At 60.6% G+C, this 18,557-nt stretch carries 21 protein-coding genes; 14 read left to right on the forward strand and 7 right to left on the reverse strand.

Annotated elements, in window-relative coordinates; genetic code table 11:
* The first annotated feature begins 1 nt into the window (after position 1).
* The 11 genes from scpB (at position 2) to B5F12_RS01940 (ending at position 10,302) form a co-directional block, all read left to right on the forward strand.
* Positions 2-604: an SMC-Scp complex subunit ScpB gene (gene scpB, locus B5F12_RS01890; protein ID WP_087229453.1), complete on the forward strand. Its 603-nt coding sequence runs from the start codon at positions 2-4 to the stop codon at positions 602-604.
* Positions 604-1,266: a DUF2953 domain-containing protein gene (locus tag B5F12_RS01895; protein WP_158096724.1), complete on the forward strand. Its 663-nt coding sequence runs from the start codon at positions 604-606 to the stop codon at positions 1,264-1,266. Before scpB ends, B5F12_RS01895 begins: the two co-directional genes overlap by 1 nt.
* Positions 1,241-1,642, forward strand: a complete 402-nt coding sequence (gene ytfJ / locus B5F12_RS01900; RefSeq protein ID WP_087229459.1) for a GerW family sporulation protein — start codon at positions 1,241-1,243, stop codon at positions 1,640-1,642. Before B5F12_RS01895 ends, ytfJ begins: the two co-directional genes overlap by 26 nt.
* Positions 1,643-1,688: 46 nt before the next feature.
* Positions 1,689-2,825, forward strand: a complete 1,137-nt coding sequence (locus B5F12_RS01905; RefSeq protein ID WP_143482304.1) for a D-alanyl-D-alanine carboxypeptidase family protein — start codon at positions 1,689-1,691, stop codon at positions 2,823-2,825.
* A gap of 17 nt (positions 2,826-2,842) precedes the next feature.
* Positions 2,843-3,547 (forward strand): pseudouridine synthase, encoded by a 705-nt coding sequence (locus B5F12_RS01910; RefSeq protein ID WP_087229465.1) that lies wholly within the window; start codon positions 2,843-2,845, stop codon positions 3,545-3,547.
* 137 nt (positions 3,548-3,684) lie between these two features.
* A complete protein-coding gene (locus B5F12_RS01915; protein WP_087229468.1) occupies positions 3,685-4,557 on the forward strand; it encodes a MurR/RpiR family transcriptional regulator in 873 nt (290 codons plus the stop codon).
* Between the two features lie 32 nt (positions 4,558-4,589).
* On the forward strand, positions 4,590-5,855 hold the full coding sequence (locus B5F12_RS01920; protein WP_275532686.1) for an NAD(P)/FAD-dependent oxidoreductase: 1,266 nt from the start codon (positions 4,590-4,592) through the stop codon (positions 5,853-5,855).
* The gene (gene cmk / locus B5F12_RS01925) at positions 5,852-6,544 is read left to right on the forward strand and encodes a (d)CMP kinase (protein WP_087229474.1); all 693 of its coding nucleotides are present in this window, start codon (positions 5,852-5,854) and stop codon (positions 6,542-6,544) included. Before B5F12_RS01920 ends, cmk begins: the two co-directional genes overlap by 4 nt.
* A complete protein-coding gene (locus tag B5F12_RS01930; RefSeq protein WP_087229477.1) occupies positions 6,541-7,131 on the forward strand; it encodes a lysophospholipid acyltransferase family protein in 591 nt (196 codons plus the stop codon). Before cmk ends, B5F12_RS01930 begins: the two co-directional genes overlap by 4 nt.
* Positions 7,128-9,077: a bifunctional 4-hydroxy-3-methylbut-2-enyl diphosphate reductase/30S ribosomal protein S1 gene (locus tag B5F12_RS01935; protein WP_087229479.1), complete on the forward strand. Its 1,950-nt coding sequence runs from the start codon at positions 7,128-7,130 to the stop codon at positions 9,075-9,077. Before B5F12_RS01930 ends, B5F12_RS01935 begins: the two co-directional genes overlap by 4 nt.
* Positions 9,078-9,150: 73 nt before the next feature.
* The gene (locus B5F12_RS01940) at positions 9,151-10,302 is read left to right on the forward strand and encodes a DUF362 domain-containing protein (RefSeq protein WP_087229481.1); all 1,152 of its coding nucleotides are present in this window, start codon (positions 9,151-9,153) and stop codon (positions 10,300-10,302) included.
* Positions 10,303-10,337: 35 nt separating this feature from the next.
* On the opposite strand, the gene B5F12_RS01945 is transcribed toward B5F12_RS01940, so the two are convergent.
* The gene (locus tag B5F12_RS01945; protein ID WP_087229484.1) at positions 10,338-12,053 is read right to left on the reverse strand and encodes an ABC transporter ATP-binding protein; all 1,716 of its coding nucleotides are present in this window, start codon (positions 12,051-12,053) and stop codon (positions 10,338-10,340) included.
* Positions 12,050-12,949: a helix-turn-helix domain-containing protein gene (locus tag B5F12_RS01950; protein ID WP_087229487.1), complete on the reverse strand. Its 900-nt coding sequence runs from the start codon at positions 12,947-12,949 to the stop codon at positions 12,050-12,052. Before B5F12_RS01950 ends, B5F12_RS01945 begins: the two co-directional genes overlap by 4 nt.
* 176 nt (positions 12,950-13,125) lie before the next feature.
* Here B5F12_RS01950 and deoC point away from each other — a divergent pair, with 176 nt between their 5' ends.
* The 3 genes from deoC (at position 13,126) to B5F12_RS01965 (ending at position 14,851) form a co-directional block, all read left to right on the forward strand.
* Positions 13,126-13,773 carry a deoxyribose-phosphate aldolase gene (gene deoC / locus B5F12_RS01955; RefSeq protein WP_087229810.1) on the forward strand — a complete coding sequence of 216 codons (648 nt, stop codon included), beginning with the start codon at positions 13,126-13,128 and terminating at the stop codon, positions 13,771-13,773.
* A 99-nt stretch (positions 13,774-13,872) separates the two neighbouring features.
* Positions 13,873-14,229, forward strand: coding sequence for a sporulation initiation factor Spo0A C-terminal domain-containing protein (locus B5F12_RS01960; RefSeq protein ID WP_087229490.1), 357 nt, complete (start codon positions 13,873-13,875; stop codon positions 14,227-14,229).
* Between the two features lie 25 nt (positions 14,230-14,254).
* Positions 14,255-14,851: a carbohydrate-binding family 9-like protein gene (locus B5F12_RS01965; RefSeq protein ID WP_158096725.1), complete on the forward strand. Its 597-nt coding sequence runs from the start codon at positions 14,255-14,257 to the stop codon at positions 14,849-14,851.
* Between the two features lie 51 nt (positions 14,852-14,902).
* Here the strand turns inward: B5F12_RS01965 and B5F12_RS01970 are convergent, their stop codons facing one another.
* The 5 genes from B5F12_RS01970 to B5F12_RS01990 all read right to left on the reverse strand — a co-directional run bounded on the left by B5F12_RS01970 (position 14,903) and on the right by B5F12_RS01990 (position 18,454).
* Entirely contained in the window at positions 14,903-15,712 is an 810-nt protein-coding gene (locus B5F12_RS01970; RefSeq protein WP_087229496.1) for a putative ABC transporter permease, read from the reverse strand.
* Positions 15,709-16,257 carry a DUF4364 family protein gene (locus B5F12_RS01975; RefSeq protein WP_087229499.1) on the reverse strand — a complete coding sequence of 183 codons (549 nt, stop codon included), beginning with the start codon at positions 16,255-16,257 and terminating at the stop codon, positions 15,709-15,711. Before B5F12_RS01975 ends, B5F12_RS01970 begins: the two co-directional genes overlap by 4 nt.
* A 96-nt stretch (positions 16,258-16,353) precedes the next feature.
* Positions 16,354-16,857, reverse strand: a complete 504-nt coding sequence (locus B5F12_RS01980; RefSeq protein ID WP_087229502.1) for a peptidoglycan-binding protein — start codon at positions 16,855-16,857, stop codon at positions 16,354-16,356.
* Between the two features lie 15 nt (positions 16,858-16,872).
* Positions 16,873-18,054, reverse strand: a complete 1,182-nt coding sequence (locus B5F12_RS01985) for a peptidoglycan-binding protein (RefSeq protein ID WP_087229505.1) — start codon at positions 18,052-18,054, stop codon at positions 16,873-16,875.
* Between the two features lie 10 nt (positions 18,055-18,064).
* A complete protein-coding gene (locus B5F12_RS01990; protein WP_087229508.1) occupies positions 18,065-18,454 on the reverse strand; it encodes a carboxypeptidase regulatory-like domain-containing protein in 390 nt (129 codons plus the stop codon).
* Between the last annotated feature and the right edge of the window lie 103 nt (positions 18,455-18,557).

The following is an 18,557-nucleotide window of genomic DNA, read 5'->3' on the forward strand; positions in this document are numbered from 1 at the left end:
CATGGAATTGAAGGAGTTGGAATGCACCATAGAGGGCATCCTATTTGCAGCCGGGGACCCGGTGCCGGTGGAGCGCATGGCCGCCACCCTGGAGCAGGATGTGGAGACGGTGGACAGCGTGTGCCGGAAGCTGGCCGACGAGTACCGCTACCAGCGCCGGGGCATCTGTCTGGTGCGTACCGAGCACAGCTGGCAGATGTGTACTGCCCCGGAGTACGCAGACCCCATCCGCAAGACCTTGGAGCACCGCAAGCCTCCCAAGCTGTCCCAGACCGCCCTGGAGGTGCTGGCCATTGTGGCCTACTTCCAGCCAGTGACCCGGGCGTACATTGAGCAGATTCGGGGTGTGGACAGCTCCTACACCGTGGGCATCCTGCTGGAGCGGAAGCTCATCGAGGAAGCGGGGCGGCTGGCGGTCCCGGGCCGTCCCATGCAGTTTCGCACCACCCACCACTTTTTGCGCACCTTTGGCCTGACCAGCTTGGACGAGCTGCCCGAGCTGCCCTCGGCCAGCCAGGAGGGCACCCAGCTGACCCTGGATTTGGAGTCGGCCATTGCCAAGATGCAGGAGGACGAGGGGGAAGAACCCTCGGGTGAGGCATGATGATTTGGATTGTACTGGGCTGCGTGGTCCTGGCCCTGGCGCTGCTTCTGCTGGTGCCTGTGCGGGCCAAGGCCAGCTACAGCCAGGAGGGAGTTCGGCTGGCCCTGGCGCTGGGGCCCATCACCGTTCCGGTGGTGCCCAGACCCGCCAAACGGCCCAAGAAAAAGAAAAAGCAGCCCAAGGAACCGAAAAAAACACCCCAGCCGGAGAAAGAGAAAACCAAGAATCTGTTGGGGAACCTTTTGAACCCCGGCTCGTGGAAGAAGTTTCGACGCTATCTGCCCCTTATCTGTGAGGCGGCAGGGGAGTTGCGGCGGAAGATCATCGTGCGCAAGCTGAAGATGCACCTGATCTGGGCAGGGAAGGACCCCGCCTCCGCTGCCATCGGCTACGGAATGATCAACGGGGTCATCGGCGGCATCTGGAACCTCATCGACGGCAACTTTCGGGTGAAGGACCACAAATTTGTGGTGGACCTGGACTACGACAAAAAGGAGCCCCAGGTGTCGGCTCAGGCAGAGCTCTCCCTGACCGTGGGCCAGTGTCTCAGCTTTGCCCTGCGATATATCAAAAAACTGGCGGCCATCAAGGCCGAAGAGGGTGGAACCACCCAGCACTCCAAGGAGGTAAATAGTCATGAGCGAACAAAAGCATCCCATTAATGAAGTGTTGCAGACGACCATGAGCCGGATTCGTGAGATGGTGGACACCAACACGGTGGTGGGCCGGCCCATCGTCACCGCCGACGGCGTGACCATCATCCCCGTGTCCAAGCTGTCCTTTGGCTTTGCCACTGGCGGCTCCGACTTTGGCAAGACCCCCAACGTGGAAAAGAACTTCGGCGGCGGGGCTGGGGCCGGGGTCAACGTCACCCCCGTGGCCTTCCTCATCGTCAAGGATGGCAGCGTGCGGCTGCTGCCCGTGGCTCCTCCCGCTGGGGACTCGGTGGGCCGGGTGGTGGATCTGGTGCCTGAGATGTTTGAAAAGGTCACCGGATATATCGACAAAAAGACCGGCACGGATAAGAGCGGAGAATAAAGGTGATACTACTCCCATCTGATACCTTGGATGGGAGTGACCTTTTTTGAGGAAGATTGCGGCCCTGTTGGTGGCCTTAACGCTGTTGTTTGGTACCTCCGCCCCGGCGGGGGCAGTGTCCACCTCCGCCTCGTCGGCGGTGCTCATGGATGTGGGGTCCGGGCGTGTGCTCTTTGAAGAGGACATGCACACGCCCCGCCCCATTGCCAGCATCACCAAACTGATGACCGCCCTGGTGGCGGTGGAGGAGACCTCCGACCTGTCCCAGGTCATCACCGTGGAACCGGAATGGCTGGAGGGGGTGGAGGGCTCTTCTCTCTATCTCAAGGCGGGGGACCAGCTGACTCTGGAGACCCTGCTCTACGGGCTGCTGCTCCAGTCGGGCAACGATGCCGCCCAGGTCATCGCCTGCTGGATTGGGGAGGACCTGGAGGGGTTTGCACAGCTTATGAATGAGAAGGCCCGGGAGCTTGGCATGAGCAACACCCATTTTACCAACCCCAGCGGCCTCAACCAGGAGGAGCACTACTCTTCTGCCTATGACATGGCCCTTCTGGCCTGCGCCTGCCTGGGAAACCCCACGGTGGCCAACATCTGCGCCACCCAGAACATTTCCTTGGAAGGGCGCACCTTCGTCAACCACAATAAGCTTCTGTGGCTGGAGGAGGACTGCGTGGGCATGAAGACCGGGTACACCGAGGCCTCCGGCCGCACTCTGGTGTCGGCGGCCACCCGGGGGGCACAGACCCTGGTGTGCGTCACCCTCAACGACCCGGATGACTGGGATGACCATCAGGCCCTGCTCCACTACGGCTTTGATACCTACCCGGTCACCCAGCTGTGCGGGGAGGGGACAACGGTGGGCCAGGCGGCGGTGGTGGGCAGTGTGCAGCCCACGGTGTCTCTGGTGGCCCAGGGGGACTGCTGGTACCCGCTGGCGGAGGGAGAACAGCTGGACATGCAGCTGGACGTATATTCTCCCTTGACCGCTCCCATTCCCGCCGGGACCCAGGTGGGCACTGCCCGCTGGATTCTGGACGGGGAAGTGGTGGCAGGGATGCCCGTGGAGACGGGGACCGGGGTGGAAGACGACCGATGGAAACCCAACGCCCTGGTGCGCTGGTGGATGGGCCTGTGGGGCAAGAGCTGGGAGACCACCGTGCCCGGCATGGGACTGATTTAGACAAGGAGCGTGAGCGTGTGGAGGAACGGATACAGAAGATTCTCTCCGGGGCCGGGATCTGTTCCCGGCGCAAGGCGGAGGAGTATTTGAACGCAGGGCGGGTGCAGGTCAACGGACGGGTGGCTGCCCTGGGAGAGAAGGCGGACCCCCAGCGGGACCACATCCAGGTGGACGGGGTGGCATTGACCCAGCCCCGCCGCCATACATATCTCATGCTCCACAAGCCCAGGGGGTACGTCACAACCCTCTCGGACGAGAAGGGGCGCAAGACAGTGGCCCAGCTGGTGGCAGACTGCGGGGTGCGGGTATGGCCAGTGGGACGGCTGGACATGGACTCGGAGGGGCTGCTGCTGCTCACCGACGACGGAGACCTCACCCACAAGCTCACCCACCCCTCCCACGAGGTGCGCAAGGAGTACCACGTCCAGGTCACCGGAGACGTGACGGCGGCCCTGCCCATCCTCTCCAAGCCCATGGTGGTGGATGGGGAGGACATGGTGGCCGATGAGGTGGAGCCTCTGGGGCCTCAGAAGCTGAAAATCGTCATTCATCAGGGGAAAAACCGCCAGGTGCGGCGGATGTGCGCCGCCGCCGGGGTCACCGTCACCCGTCTGGTGCGGGTGCGGGAGGGCAATCTCCGGCTGGGAAACCTGAAACGGGGCACCTGGCGGACCCTGACCGCAGGGGAGATGCAGGAATTGTTTCATGAAATTTGCAAGTGACGGTAAACTTCTTGCAAAACCTCTTGCATTTTACCAAAAGAGCGAGTATGATAGGACAGAGAAACAATGATGGAAATCGGCGGCCCTTGGTGGTACGCCGATTTTCTTGGGCAAGGAGCCAGTGAGGGGGAACCGCTGTGAGTCGGGACATTTTAACGCTAATTCAGAGCAATATGGGCACATTTTCCAAGGGCCAAAAATTGATTGGCCGTTTTATTTTGGAGAATTACGACAAGGCGGCGTTTATGACGGCAGCCAAGCTGGGGCAGACGGTGCGCATCAGTGAGTCCACGGTGGTGCGCTTTGCCGCCGAGCTGGGCTTTGACGGCTACCCCGCCATGCAGCGGGCCTTGCAGGAGATGATTCGCAGCAAGCTCACCACCGTGCAGCGCATTGAGGTGTCCAACGACCGACTGGGGGACCACGACCTGCTGGAGAAGGTGGTGCAGTCTGACATTGAGAAAATCCGTACATCCCTGGAGGAGCTGAGCCGGGAGGAGTTCTCGGCGATTGTGGAGGCCATTGTCAAGGCCAAACATATCTACATCCTGGGCGTACGCTCGGCGGCCGCCCTGTCCGATTTCCTGGCCTTTTATTTCAACCTGATTTTTGACAACGTGCGCCAGGTGCACACCACCCTGGCCAGCGAGATGTTTGAGCAGATGCTCCGGGTGGGAGAGGGAGATGTGGTCATCGGCATCAGCTTTCCCCGCTACTCCACCCGCACGGTGCGGGCCATGGAGTTTGCCCGGGACCAGGGGGCCACGGTGGTGGCCCTCACCGACAGCGCCATGTCGCCCCTGTATGATACGGCCAACCTCCGCCTGTTGGCCAAGAGCGACATGGCCTCCTTTGTGGACTCCCTGGTGGCTCCGCTGTCCATCCTCAACGCCCTGATTGCGGCGGTGGGACGGAAGAAGGAGGCGGAGGTCACCGCTACCTTTGAGCGGCTGGAGAACATCTGGGACGAGTATCAGGTGTATGAGAAGGTGGAGTATGACGGGAAGTAATCAAACACGCCTGGGAGAGGAATGGAACGACGGTGAGTAGAGAAAACGTAATTGTGGTGGGAGCGGGAGCTGCCGGAATGATGGCGGCCATTTCTGCCGCCAGAGGCGGGGCCCAGGTGGTGCTGGTGGAGCCCAACGAGAAGGTGGGGCGCAAGCTGTACATCACCGGAAAGGGGCGGTGCAACGTCACCAACCACTGCTCGCTGGAGGAGATGATGGCCTCCATCCCCCGCAACGGCAAGTTCTTGTACAGCGCCCTGTCCCGGTTTGACGCCCAGGCCACCATGGACTTTTTTGAGGACCTGGGGGTCAAGCTGAAAGTGGAGCGGGGCAACCGGGTCTTTCCCGTTTCGGACAAGGCCGCCGACATCATCGACGCCCTGTTTTTTGAGCTGCGTCGCCTGGGTGTGGAGCTGCGCCGGGACCGGGTCACGGGCTTGAAGCTCCAAGACGGCCAGGTGGTGGGGGTGACCACCCAGCACAGCCCCCAGGGCCTGGAGGCGGGCTGCGTCATCCTGGCCACCGGAGGGGCTTCCTATCCCCGTACCGGCTCCACCGGGGATGGTTATCGACTGGCCCAGCAGGCGGGGCATGAGATCATCCCGGTGCGGGGCTCTCTGGTGCCCCTGGAGTCCTCCGACCCCTGCTGTAAGCAGATGCAGGGGCTGTCCCTGCGCAACGTGGAGGTGCGGGCGAAAAATAAAAAGGGAAAAGTGGTCTACCAGGAGATGGGGGAGATGCTCTTCACCCACTTTGGCATGTCCGGGCCCCTGGTGCTCTCTGCCTCTGCCCATATGAACTTCCAACGGGACCACTATACCCTGCACATTGACTTAAAGCCTGCCCTGGATGCGGGCAAGCTGGACGCCCGACTGGTGCGGGACTTCACGGACCGGGCCAACCAGAACATGGGCAACGCCCTGGGCGGGCTGCTGCCCCAGTCCATGATTCCGGTGGTGGCCAGCCGAGCGGGCATTCCCTTGGACACCAAGGCCCATGATTTGCGGCGGGAGCAGCGGCGCAGCCTGCTGGAGACGCTGAAGGACTTCTCCGTGGAGGTGTCCGGGCCCCGTCCGGTGGAAGAGGCCATTGTCACCGCCGGAGGCGTGAAGGTGGGGGAGGTAGACCCCAAGACCATGCAGTCCAAGAAGGTACCGGGGCTCTTCTTTGCCGGGGAGCTGTTGGACGTGGACGCCTATACCGGCGGATTCAACCTGCAAATTGCCTGGGCCACCGGCTGGGGGGCGGGACAGGCAGTCACAGAATATTTAGAGAAAAAGGACGGCGCAGCGCAATGAAGTATTACAGCATAGCCATCGACGGCCCGTCCGGGGCGGGGAAATCCACCCTGGCCCGGGCTTTGGCCCAGGAGATGGGATATCTCTATGTGGACACCGGGGCCATTTACCGCACGGTGGGATTGGCGGTCCAGCGCCGAGGCGTGGACCCCAGCGACCCCCAGGCGGTGGAGCAGGTCCTGGGCCAGGTGGATATCACCATGGGCCACGGGGAGGATGGACAGCAGCGGATGTATCTGGACGGGGAGGATGTCTCCCAGGCCATCCGTCAGCATGTGATCTCCGGCTACGCCTCCAAGGTAGCAGCCCTGGCTCCTGTGCGGGCCTTTTTGCTCAGCAAGCAGCGGCACCTGGCGGACAACCACAACGTCATCATGGACGGCCGGGACATCGGCACGGTGGTGCTGCCCCAGGCGGACGTGAAGATCTTCCTCACTGCCGACGCCAAGGACCGGGCCCAGCGCCGCTATCTGGAGCTTCTGGAGCGGGGCCAGCAGGCCGACCTGGAGCAGATTTTAGCCGACGTGGTGGAGCGGGACCGACAGGACATGGAGCGGGCCATTGCCCCCCTGAAACAGGCGGAGGACGCCACCGTGGTGGACACCACCGGCAAGGACCTGGAGGAGAGCCACAAGCTGCTGCTGGAGACCATTGTGGCCAAGCTGGGAAGGGAGGGCGTGCGCCCATGAATCGACTGTATGCTGTGCTGTATCCTCTGATCTGGATTTTCATGCGAATCTTCCACCCCTGGAAAGCCGAGGGCCGGGAGAACGTGCCGGAGGGAGCCGTGGTGATGTGCGGCAACCACACCACCTTGGGAGACCCCATTTATGTGGTGTGCGCCTTAGGCTGGAGGTGCCAAACCCGCATCATTGCAAAAGAAGAGCTGATGAAGATTCCCGTCCTGGGCTTTTTGCTGGGAAAGGCGGGCATCATCGGCATCAAGCGAGGCAAGGCGGATGTGGCCGCCATCAAGGAGGCCATGCGGGTGCTGCGCAACGGGGAGAAGCTGCTGCTCTTCCCTGAGGGAACCCGTGTGAAAGAGGGGGAGAACGCCGCGGCCCACACCGGAGCCGCCATGTTTGCCACCCGTACCGGGACCATGCTCCTCCCGGTGTACATCGCTCCCAAGAAGAAGCTGTTCCGTAAGACCCGGGTGGTGTTTGGTAAGCCCTATGCCCCCGTCTACGAGGGGAGAAAAGCGGGACCGGAGGATTATCAGCGCATTGCTGACGATCTCATGGACCGGATTCATCATTTGGGAGGTAGCGTATGAAGGAAGTGCTCCTTGCCAAGTCCGCAGGCTTCTGCTACGGCGTGCGCCGAGCCGTGGAGCAAGCCCAACAGCTGGCCCAGACCCCGAAGATCTATCTGCTGGGGGAGATCACCCACAACGCCCATGTGATTGCCAAACTGGAAGAGCTGGGGGCAGTGACCGTCCACAGCTTGGAGGAGGTCCCCCAGGGGGCCACGGTGCTCATCCGGGCCCACGGAGAGCCGGACCGGGTGTACGCCCAGCTTCAGGAGAAGGACTGCCAGGTGGTGGACGCCACCTGTCCCAACGTCACTCGCATCCACGACATTGTCCGCAATGCCGCCGCCCAGGGCCGGGTGCCTGTGATTGTGGGTGACCCGGACCACCCGGAGATCGTGGGTATTGCCGGATGTGCAGAACATTCTGTGGTGGCAGCAAACTGGGAGGAACTGGAAAAAGTCTTCCGAAATTGCCCCGAATTGGTCCATCAACCCCTGACGTTTGTCTCCCAAACCACGGCCATTCGGGCGAATTGGGAAAATTCCGTTGAAAACGCAAAAAAAGTGTGTACAAATGCGGAATACTTTGATACAATATGTGGTGCTACGTCTAAGCGTCAAACTGAGGCGGCTCAATTGGCCGGCAGGTGTGACAGTATGATCGTCATCGGAGACCCCAAAAGCTCCAATACCCGGCGTCTGACCCAGATCTGCCAGGAGTCCTGTGCCCACGTGGTGCAGGTGGAGCAAGCAGACGCTCTGTCCCCGGAGGACTTTTGCTCTGTCCGGACGCTTGGCATCACTGCCGGTGCATCCACACCGGAGTGGATAATAAAGGAGGTCTACAACAAAATGAGCGACGAAATTATGGAGATTGAACAGTCCTTTGCTGAAATGCTGGAGGAATCGTTCAAAACTTTGAATACGGGGGATAAGGTCACTGGTACTGTCGTTGCCATCACACCCACCGAGGTGCAGGTGGAGCTGGGCATCAAGTATCCCGGTTACATCCCCGTGTCCGAGCTGAGCGATGATCCCGACGTGAAGGTGGAGGACATTGCCAAGGTTGGCGAGGAGATCGAGACCTACGTCATGCTGGTCAGCGACCGCGACTGCATGGTGAAGCTGTCCAAGAAGCGTCTGGATGCTGCCAAGAACTGGGAGACCATCGAGAACGCCGTGGAGAGCAAGGAAGTGCTGGAAGGCATCATCACCGAGGAGAACAAGGGCGGCCTGGTGGCCAACGTCAAGGGCATCCGCGTGTTCATCCCCGCCTCTCAGTCCGGCCAGCCCCGTGGTGCTGACCTGTCCGGCATGGTGAAGACCCGCGTGCAGCTGCGCATCACCGAGGTCAACCGTGCTCGCCGCCGCGTGGTGGGCTCCATCCGTGCCGTGGCCGCTGAGGCCCGTGCCGCTGCCGCTGCCGAGATCTGGAACAACATCGAGGTGGGCAAGCACTACACCGGTACCGTGAAGAGCCTGACTTCTTACGGCGCCTTCGTGGACATCGGCGGTGTGGACGGCATGGTCCACGTCTCCGAGCTGTCCTGGTCCCGCATCAAGAACCCCGCTGAGGTTGTCTCCGTGGGCGACGAGGTGGACGTGTACGTCATCGGCTTCGACCCCGAGAAGAAGAAGATCTCTCTGGGCATGAAGGACCGCAGCCAGGAGCCCTGGACTGTGTTCACCAGCAAGTACTCCGTGGGCGATGTGGCCAACGTGCGCATCGTCAAGCTGATGACCTTCGGCGCCTTCGCCGAGATCGTTCCCGGCGTGGATGGCCTGATCCACATCTCTCAGATCGCCGACCACCGTGTGGAGAAGCCCGGCGACGAGCTGACTGAGGGCCAGATGGTGGACGCCAAGATCATCGCCATCGACGAGGAGAACAAGAAGGTGTCCCTGTCCATCCGTGCTCTGCTGGAGGGCAACGACGTGGAGGAGACCGAGGAGACCGAGGAAGCCTAAGTTTCTCAAATCGCTGTACCAACTCCCCCGGCTGCATCGGCCGGGGGAGTTTTTTGTCCAAAGGAGGAATCGTATGAAACCGGATGTGGTGCTCACCCCCTGCAAGGACTATTCCCAGGGGGAGGTGGAGTCCGCTCTGGCACGGGTGTTGGAGCCCCTGGGGGGTCTTTCCTGGGTGAAGCCGGGAATGAGAATTGCCATCAAGGCCAACCTGGTGACCTTTCTCAAGCCGGAACGGGCGGCCACCACCCACCCGTCGTTGCTGTGCGCCCTGGTGCGCATGCTGACAGAGCGTGGAGCGGACGTGGTGGTGGGGGACAGCCCAGGTGGACTGTACAATGCCGCCTATGTCAAGCGGGTGTACCAGGCCACCGGGATGGAACAGGTGGAGCAGGCGGGGGGCCGCCTGAACTGGGATTTCAGCCACGCCCAGGGGGAGTACCCCCAGGGCAAGGTGTGCCGCCAGTTCACCTATACCGCCTACCTCTCAAAGGCGGATGCCATCATCAATTTCTGCAAGCTGAAGACCCACGGCATGATGGCTATGACCTGTGGAGCCAAGAACATGTTCGGTTCCATCCCAGGCGCCATGAAGCCGGAGTACCACTTCCGGTTTCCTGACCCTAGGGACTTCGCCCGGATGATCGTGGACCTGGACGAGTATTTTAAGCCACGCCTGACCATTGTGGACGCTGTGACGTGCATGGAGGGCAATGGGCCTACCGGAGGTACCCCGCGCCATGTGGGCCTTCTGGCGGCCTCTGAGAGCCCTCACAAGGCGGACCTGGTGTGCGCCCAGCTGTTGGGCCTGCGCCGGGAGGAGGTGCCCACCCTGGAGGCGGCGCTGGAGCGAGGGCTCATTCCTCCCACCGTGGAGGAGCTGACCGTCCAGGGCAACGTGGAGGACTTTGTGGTCCCGGACTTCCAGCGCATTGAGACGGGCAACGGCCACCTCTTTGAGGGGGACGGGAAGCACCTGTCCAAGCGGCTGCGGGGCGCGGTGATGGCCAAGGTGTTCAGCCAGAAGCCCAAGGTGGTGAAACAGCACTGTGTGGGCTGCGGCGTGTGCGCCAACATCTGCCCAGCCAAGACCATCACCATTGAGAAGGGGAAGGCGGTGGTCCATCGGGACAAGTGCATCCGCTGCTTCTGCTGCCAGGAGTTTTGCCCCAAAAGCGCCATGGTGGTCCATCGCACCTGGGTGGCCAGACTGCTGGAACGATAAAAAACGGCCTGACGGATACCGTCAGGCCGTTTTCATTAGGTCGGCTGTGCCAGGGTAAACAGGGAGTAGAAATATCCCTTTCGGTCCATGAGGTCGGAGAAGGAGCCCTGCTCCTGAATGCGTCCGTCTCGCATGACCAGTATCTCATTGTACTGAGCCATGAGCTGGGGCTCTAAGCGGTGGGTGACCACAATGCGGGTGGTGCCCGTCAAGTCCAGAATGGACTGGGTGACAGCGGCGGCGGTGGCATTGTCCAGGGCGGCGGTGGCCTCGTCCAGCAGCAGCACCGGGGTGCGGCGCAGCAGGCACCGGGCGATGGAGATGCGCTGGCCCTCGCCGCCGGACAGGTTCACGCCGTTTTCCCCGCAGCGGTAGTCCTCACCCCGCATTTGGAGCAGCTGGAACAGCCCGGACCGCTCCACAGCCTTTGCCACCTCCTCCTCAGGGAAGGAGCGGAACATGGTGAGGTTGTTGCGGATGGTGTCGTCAAAGAGAAATACATCCTGCCCCATGAGGCTCATCAGGTCATAGAGACTGTGGGCGTCCACGTCCCGCAGCTCGGTGCCGTCGATGGCGATGGAGCCGGTATAGGCCCCGCTGGCCCCCATGAGCAGGTGCAGCAGGGTGGACTTGCCGGAGCCGGAGCCGCCCACGATGGCGTAGGTCTTCCCGGCCTGGAACTGGGCGGTGAGGTCTTGCAGAATGGGCTTGTCCGGCTCGTAGCCGAAGGACACGTGGTCCAGGGTGATGGCCTGGCTCAGCGTGGCGGGGATGGATACGCCGCTCTCCTGCTGGTTCTGAGCGGTGAGCTCTGCCAGCTTGTCCATGAGGGCCAGGGCGGCTTTGCGGGCGGCCCAGTACTGGGGCACCGTCTGGATGGGATTGAGAAGCAGGCCGCACAGGTTGACCATGATGAGCACGGTGCCCGGGGTGATCTCCCCTCGGATGGCCAGATAGGCACCGAAGAGGAAGATGCCGAACTGGACCAGGAAGCCCAGACAGCTGCCTAGAATGGAGATGAAGCTGGCATACCAGCGGCGGCCCTCCTTGGTGTGCTCCAGGCTGGCATTGGTTTGGGTAAAGCGGGAGAGGACCTGTCCCTCTGCCTTGAAGCTTTTGATGACAGGAAAGCCGCTGAGCAGGTCTTTGAGCATGGCCACATAGCCCTCGTTTTGCTCACTGACCTGCTTTTCCCGGGCGGCCAGCCTTTCGCCGGTGGCCAAGGTGGCGGCGATGGGGACCAGGCTGAGTAGGATGGCGGCCAGGGCCAGCTTCCAGCTGTACCACAGCATCATGGCCAGAGCGCCGACGAACATGAGCGCTTGAGAGAGGAGAAGGAAAAACTGGTTGAGGTAATTTTCTTCGATGGAGTTGGTGTCGTTGGTGAGGGCGGAGAGGTACCGCCCGGTGTTTTCCTGGGCGAAGGCCCGGATGCTCTTCTGGGACAGCTGAGCAAAGGCTAGGTCCTTGTACTGGGCCAGGGCGCGGTGGATAAATCGTCCCTTAAAGCGATACATGATGAGTTCGCTGATCAGAATCACGGCGGTCAGGCCCAGACAGAACCAGAGGGTATTGAGAAGCTCTTGCAGATCTCCGGTGGTCATAATATCCAGGATGTGGCCCAGGAGATAGGAGACGATCAGATTCCAAAAAGAGCCCAGGCAGATGAGCGCTGTGGCGATGACAAAGCAAAGCCGATTACCCCGGAACATGGCACGGGTGTAGAGGGTGCGGTCAAGTTGTTGTTTCATGATTGGTTCTCCTTTTTCTCAGGGGGTGGTGCGAGAATGGGGCGTTTGCGGATGTCACAGGCAAACACATGGGCGTCTTCCGGTTGCGTCAGCCACCGTGCGAAGAATAGAAAGGGGACAAAGGCATAGTTGTCGTGGAGAGTATAGACCTGGGTGGGGCCATCCTCCAGCTCCAAATCCTTTTTCTTGAGTAACTCACACTCTGCCATTTGAGGAAGAGCGGACAGCACATCGTCCAATGGTAGGCCTGTGTGTTTCGCAATGGCAGAGGGGTGGTAAAAGCCCTCTTCTCGTCTGTAGAGGAAAAGAAGTATTTCCATGGCGCCAGGAAGTGCCAGAGCAGAGAAGAGCTTTCGGCATTCTTCCGGGGAGGGAAGGTTGTTCCGGTATCCGTCAGGCGGTTCTGGCATCAACAAATAGAGGGGAAAGTCTTTGGCCAGCACGCCCAAAAGCAAGCCCTCCTCCGATTTGACATAGGCTCGAAGCCATGTGCGAGAAGTGGCGTTGGGGACGATGTTGTCAACATAGCAGGTAGAACCCAAAGTCATGGAGGGAAAAAAGCCGGAGTTCATCAAGTTGCTGCCCAAACAGGTGGAGGTGGCAGCTAGCAATTCAAATAAGGCGGAAAAACGCTGCTCCAAGGGAATCGACAGCAGCCACTGCTGAAACTGGGTGGTCATATCCGCAGTGGACGGGTCGGCCCGGCCAAACAGAGCGTCCATGCTCACCCCCAGACGGTCGGCCAGCACGGGCAGCAGCTCCACATCCGGGGCACCGCCCTTTTCCCATTTACTCACCGCTTGGGCGGATACACCCACCAGCTGGCCCAGCTGCTCTTGGGTTAAGCCCCGCTCTTTGCGCAGGCGGGTGATGGTGGCGCTCAAAGACTGGTTCATGGAAATCCCTCCATTCGCTTGATGGTTGTATTATAGGAAAAATGGTGGTTGAGTGCAATGGAGGAAATCTTGAGTAAATTCAACCAATGGTTAAGAGGAAAGGGAAAACCTCTTGCAATGGGGCAGAAGGGAGGGTATGATGGGGAAGAGATAAAACCATGGGGGAGGTGAGAGAATTGGACGAACGGCGCATCTTGGCGGCGGTGGACCACACCCTGCTGCGCCCTACCGCCACCTGGGAGGAGATTCGCCAGATCTGCGACGACGGGGTGGCCTATGGCTGCGCCTCGGTGTGCATCCCGCCCAGCTATGTGCGGCAGGCTTCTGAGTATCTGGCGGGAAAACTCCCCGTGTGTACCGTCATTGGGTTTCCCAATGGCTACTCCACCACAGCGGTGAAGGTGTTCGAGGCTCAGGATGCCATGGCAAACGGAGCCAGTGAGATTGACCTGGTGGTCAATCTGGGCTGGGTGAAGGATGGCCGCTGGTCGGACGTGTTGGCGGAGCTGCGGGCGGTGAAGGAGGCCTGCGGGACGCATATCCTCAAGGTGATCGTGGAGACCTGCCAGCTGACCCAAGAGGAGAAAGTGAAGCTGTGTGAGCTGGTGACCGAGAGTGGGGCGGACTTTATCAAGACCTCCACCGGATTTTCTTCTGGGGGCGCCACGGCGGAAGACGTGGCCCTGCTGCGTGCCCATGTGGGAGCACAGGTGCAGGTGAAAGCTGCCGGAGGGATTACATCCCTGGAAGATGCCCAGACCTTCCTGGACCTGGGGGCTGCCCGGCTGGGTACCTCCCGCATTGTGGCCTTGGTGAAGGGCTAAATTGGGGTGTCGAATCACGTCGAAAAATCAGAATGAAATTTCTTTCGTTTTTCTGGGAGTTATAGTAAAATAGACCTGAGAAAAACGAGGGAAGGCGGGATGACATTGAATCAACAACGGGCGATTCGAGAGGTCCTGCGCTCCATGGGATTGATTGGCGAGTCTTTGTCCCTGCGACAGCTGGTGTGTGCGGTGGAGTTGGCCCACACGGAGCCGGAGTTGCTGCGCCGCATCACCAAGGGACTGTATCCGGCTGTGGCCGCCCACTTTGACCAGGCCACCCCGGCGACGGTGGAACGGAATCTGCGGCTCATTCGGGACCACCAGTGGAACAAAGGCGACCAGGAGCGACTGAGAGAGATGGCGGGATTCCCCATCCGTGTCAAGCCAACCACAGGCGAATTTGTGGATATTATTTGCTATTACATGGAGGCCAACGGGGCCTTTGATGACTGAGAACAAGACTGGAGTTGACAAATCTATGAAAGAGACCTACCGTGTGCTCCGGGGAGACGGGGCCCATTGGGATAACATCCCCCGCGCAGAGCTGAAGGAGACGGGCTGGCTGGAGCCTGCCGGAGTGAAGGCCTGGATGCAGCTGTGCCACGACGGGGAGAACCTGTACGTGCGCCTGGAGGCCCAGGAGAGCCCCATCCGTGCCACCCTCACCGGGACCTTGGACCAGGTGTGCAACGACAGCTGCCTGGAATTTTTCTTTGCCCCCGTGGAGGAGGACGCCCGGTACTTCAACTTTGAGTGGAATCCCCTCAAGTCCCTGAACCTGGGCTTTGGCGGCACGCGCCCCACCCGAGTGCGCCAGATCGTCAAGAAGATGGACGAGCTGTTCTGCCCCCAGAGCTGGCAGGAGGAGAACACCTGGGGCATCACCTTCCGCATCCCCGCGGAGTTTGTGGGCCGCTACTTCCCCGGTTTCACCTATTCCGGCACTTGCTGCGCCAACGTCTACAAGTGCGGCGATGAGACCGAGCATCCCCACTATCTGGCCTGGTCCCCGGTGACCAGCGAGAAGCCGGATTTCCACCGCCGAGGCGATTTCGGCACCCTGGTGTTTGAATAAATAGAACAAGCAGGCCGTCTAAAAAGGCGGCCTGCTTTTCTGTTGCTGAGATTATTGTTTCTTTTTGCGATTCTCCCGCTTTTTCAGAATCTCCTTGCGGGCGGCGGCAGCCGATGCCCGGAGATCATCGGTGAGGCTGGCATAGCGGCTGGCCAGACGCATGTTGGAGTATTTGCGGCGGAAGGAGCGGGAATACCGTTCCAACCGGGCCACTTGCTGGCTGTAGTTGCTGCGCAGGGCAGCGGACTGGTTTTCCAGCATTTGACCCAGCTCAGCCTTGCCCAGAGAGAACTGGACCTGTGCCTCGTCCCGGGCGGCGGCCAGCTTCACCACCAGCTGAGACACCAAAGCCAGGTGCCGGATGGTGAGGGTGGCGTCCACCAGCAGAATGACCAGTAAGACCACGCACAGGGTGTTCACCAGCCAGCCGGGGATGGTCTGGTAGATGCCGTCCACAGCGGGGTGAATCCAGAAGATTACCACATAGGACAGTGCGCCCCACACCAGGGACACCCACAGGCACACCCGGCCCTTGATGTTGAAGCGGAACCGGGAGTAGTCCCAGTAGCGCACGTGGGTGGTGGTTTCCAGAAGCCACGCCACGAAGTACTCCCACGAGGTCATCACCACCACGGCGGTGAGATAGAACACAAACAGGTTGTGCTTCAGCGGGGTGAAAAAGAGGACCATTAACAGAACGCCGGCGCCGTAGATGGGGCAGATGGGGCCGTAGAGAAAGCCCCGGTCCACCAGACGGTGCTCCAGAATGGAACAGTAGCAGGTCTCCATCAACCATCCTAGAAATGAGTAAAAGATAAAGTAGAGAAACAGAGCCTGAATGGGATAGCCCAGGATGGTCAATGGGTTTCACCTCTCTTTTCTGGGTCGGATAGTAGGATACCCAGCACACCGTTATAGATGCGGTCGGGGTGTTGGGTGAAGCGCTGGGCGATGTCCTCCCCCTCCTCCCGGGTGGCGGTGAGCAGTGAGAGGGTAAAGAGGTTGTCCCGGTCGTCGTCCAGCATCAGACGCACGGTGTAGAAGGTGCCGTCGGGGGAGGGGTCCACCCGGCTGCGCACCTGGGCCTTCCGCTTCAAAGCGGCGTTGAAGGGGGCCAGACGCTGGTCGCAGCGCTTGCGAATGACGGGGGAGAGGCTGCTTTCGCCGTCGGCGCAGTTGCGGCGGCCCTTGTCGGTGGGGGAGTAGTAATCCCCCTCCCGCACCAGGTGTCCGCTCTCCAGCAGCTCCGACAGGGCCTCAGCAAATTCAAAGTAGTCCACGCCGTCGTCGCACATCACCAGATCGGTGAGGGTGGCGAAGTCAATGGGGCCCGCCACACGGGTGAGAATATAGAGAATGAGCAATTTGGTGTCCAACTTGCTGTGGATGAATCCAAAACGAGCCATGGTCTTGTTCCTGCCTTTCCTGGGATAAGGTGGCCCCGTGGGCCACTCCTATATTATACCGAAAAAGGCTCAGGCTTACAAGGGAAACCTGGAGGCTCACAGGGCGGCCAGGGCGTTTCGGACTACTAGGGCATGGTACAGCCGAACCAGCAAACTCCAAGTGGGACGGTCCAGAATTCCGGTGACAGGCAGCTGTCCCAGCCCCTGCAAGTGACGGATGTGGTCGGTGGGAGTGGAGGTGGAGGGGAAATTGGTGAGAATGGGGGAGAGCGCCGTCACAACGGTGTCCACAAACGCCCATTCCGGTGTGCCGGAGGAAGACGGCTCGAACTGAGGGGAGATGATTTGCAGGGAGGGGGGAATCCCGTCCCGCTTCTGAATCAGCTCCGACTGCACCCGCAGGGCCAGCCAGGTGTCGTAGTCCACCACTCCAGTCACGGGCAGGCCAAAGTCCCGCTGAAAGATCATCACCCCTTCCAGGGTCCGCTCCCCAAACACCCCGTCCTCCACCAGGCGGGGCAGGGCGGGATGGGTGGCGGAGATGACGTTGAGCATGTGCTGAATGTCTCGGACCGGAGCGCCGGTGAGATTGAGTTCCATGGTTGAGATACCTCCTTAATCGTTGCTGCCGTAGGAGAGCGGATAGCCGGGGAATTGCCCGGCCTGGAATTGGTTTTCAATCTCCGAGGGGGAGATGGGCAGGTTGGCGTTGGCCAGAGAGGTAGTGGCAATGCCCACGTACTCGTCGTAGAGCTTCAGCCACGTGGCGTTGTCCACCACGCCGGTGGCGGGCAGATGGTAGGCTTTCTGGAAATCCTGCACCGCCTGTTTGGTCTTGGGGCCAAAAATGCCGTCAATGGCCAGGGTGGGCAGATTGAAGGAGTATTGCCCGATGAGGGAGAGGAAATACTGGAGGGCGGAGACAGCGGGGCCCCGGTCGCCTTGGCGCAGCACCTGGATGCCCGAGGGGCCCTGGACCTGGGTAAAGCTCTGGCCCTCGCTGACCAGCTCGGAGAGCTTGGTGACGGCCACGTAGAGGAACACCAGCTTATACCAGGTACCCCGACCCACGATACCATCCACTGCCAGCCCAAAGACGGACTGGAACACCCGCACTGCTTCCTCCGTGCGTGGCCCAAAGATGCCGTCCACCTGGGCCAGGCGGGGAATGGCAGGGTAATTCTGTCCAATGCGGTTGAGCATGGCCTGGAGCACCACCACGTCCTCCCCGGAGGAGCCCTGGCGCAGGGGATAGCCGGGGTAGGAGTTGGGCACATCCCGGATGGGGGCGTCGTTGACCAGTTCGATGTCGTCCCCGTAGTAGTTGCGCAGAATGGTCATGTAGTCCGCCCCCTCCTGGGCCATGGCCTCACTGCCCCACTGGGACAGGCCGTCACAGGTGGAGGTGGTACCGTTGCAGAACTTGGCCGCCAGGGGCTCCACAAAGCCCACTCGGCGGATGTAGGTGGTGAACATGTCGTCCACCAGGCGGTCGATGTTTTCAAAGGTGCTCCGGCCTTTGATGAATTTCTGATCGTTTTGGGTCTCACTGGTGATGTCAAAGTCATACCCGCGGCTGGGGTAGAACTCGGTGTACACCCGGTTGAGGGCAAAGGAGATCTGGGCCAGAATGTTGGCTTTCAGGGCTTCCTCTGACCAGGTGGGGTATACCTCGCTGGAGGCTACATTTTTGATGTAGTCGGGGAAGGTCACCGTGACGTTCTCCGCCGCCTCCTTGGGCTGGCCCAGGTGGACGGTGATGTACTGGGGAATGTAGGGAATGACGGATACAGACATAGAAGCCTCCTTACAGCGGTTGTGGTGTGACGTTGGTGAACTGAGGCCGAGGGGTAGGCGACTCGGGAATGGCCAGAGGGATGAGGGGCACACTCTGGGTGGTCTCCACCCCGGAGAAGATCTGGAGATTTTCAAACACGGCCACCTGATACCCCGGGTGCTCTACCACCAGAGAGTAGGAGGAGAAGGGCAGGGGGGAGCCGGGGCTCTGGCTGAGGGCGGCGTCGGGAGCGGGCAGGGAGATGGGGCCGGCTACGCCGCTCTCGTCTGTAATGAGCACGGATAGAAGCTGATGCCGACCCTGTCCGTCCGGCTGGGATACCAACACCGTGGCCCCCTGTATGGGGAGCTGAGCCCGGGACGCATAGACGTGGACAATGAGAGAACCGTTTTGTGCCAATGCTAGGACCTCCTTGAGAAATGTTGCAAGAACTTGCACATGGAAATTGACAAACTTATGACAATGAGATAAAATGAATTGCGTATGGTGATCAAAAGAAAGA

It is taken from the genome of Pseudoflavonifractor sp. An176, from assembly GCF_002160435.1.
In the GTDB taxonomy this organism is placed as follows: domain Bacteria; phylum Bacillota; class Clostridia; order Oscillospirales; family Oscillospiraceae; genus Enterenecus; species Enterenecus faecium.

Coding starts and splice junctions, on each gene's coding strand:
- scpB (WP_087229453.1), top strand. CDS start 2: ATGGAATTGAAGGAGTTGGAATGCACCATAGAGGGCATCCTATTTGCA.
- B5F12_RS01895 (WP_158096724.1), top strand. CDS start 604: ATGATTTGGATTGTACTGGGCTGCGTGGTCCTGGCCCTGGCGCTGCTT.
- ytfJ (WP_087229459.1), top strand. CDS start 1,241: ATGAGCGAACAAAAGCATCCCATTAATGAAGTGTTGCAGACGACCATG.
- cmk (WP_087229474.1), top strand. CDS start 5,852: ATGAAGTATTACAGCATAGCCATCGACGGCCCGTCCGGGGCGGGGAAA.
- B5F12_RS01930 (WP_087229477.1), top strand. CDS start 6,541: ATGAATCGACTGTATGCTGTGCTGTATCCTCTGATCTGGATTTTCATG.
- B5F12_RS01935 (WP_087229479.1), top strand. CDS start 7,128: ATGAAGGAAGTGCTCCTTGCCAAGTCCGCAGGCTTCTGCTACGGCGTG.
- B5F12_RS01940 (WP_087229481.1), top strand. CDS start 9,151: ATGAAACCGGATGTGGTGCTCACCCCCTGCAAGGACTATTCCCAGGGG.
- B5F12_RS01945 (WP_087229484.1), bottom strand. CDS start 12,053: ATGAAACAACAACTTGACCGCACCCTCTACACCCGTGCCATGTTCCGG.
- B5F12_RS01950 (WP_087229487.1), bottom strand. CDS start 12,949: ATGAACCAGTCTTTGAGCGCCACCATCACCCGCCTGCGCAAAGAGCGG.
- B5F12_RS01960 (WP_087229490.1), top strand. CDS start 13,873: ATGACATTGAATCAACAACGGGCGATTCGAGAGGTCCTGCGCTCCATG.
- B5F12_RS01965 (WP_158096725.1), top strand. CDS start 14,255: ATGAAAGAGACCTACCGTGTGCTCCGGGGAGACGGGGCCCATTGGGAT.
- B5F12_RS01975 (WP_087229499.1), bottom strand. CDS start 16,257: ATGGCTCGTTTTGGATTCATCCACAGCAAGTTGGACACCAAATTGCTC.
- B5F12_RS01980 (WP_087229502.1), bottom strand. CDS start 16,857: ATGGAACTCAATCTCACCGGCGCTCCGGTCCGAGACATTCAGCACATG.
- B5F12_RS01985 (WP_087229505.1), bottom strand. CDS start 18,054: ATGTCTGTATCCGTCATTCCCTACATTCCCCAGTACATCACCGTCCAC.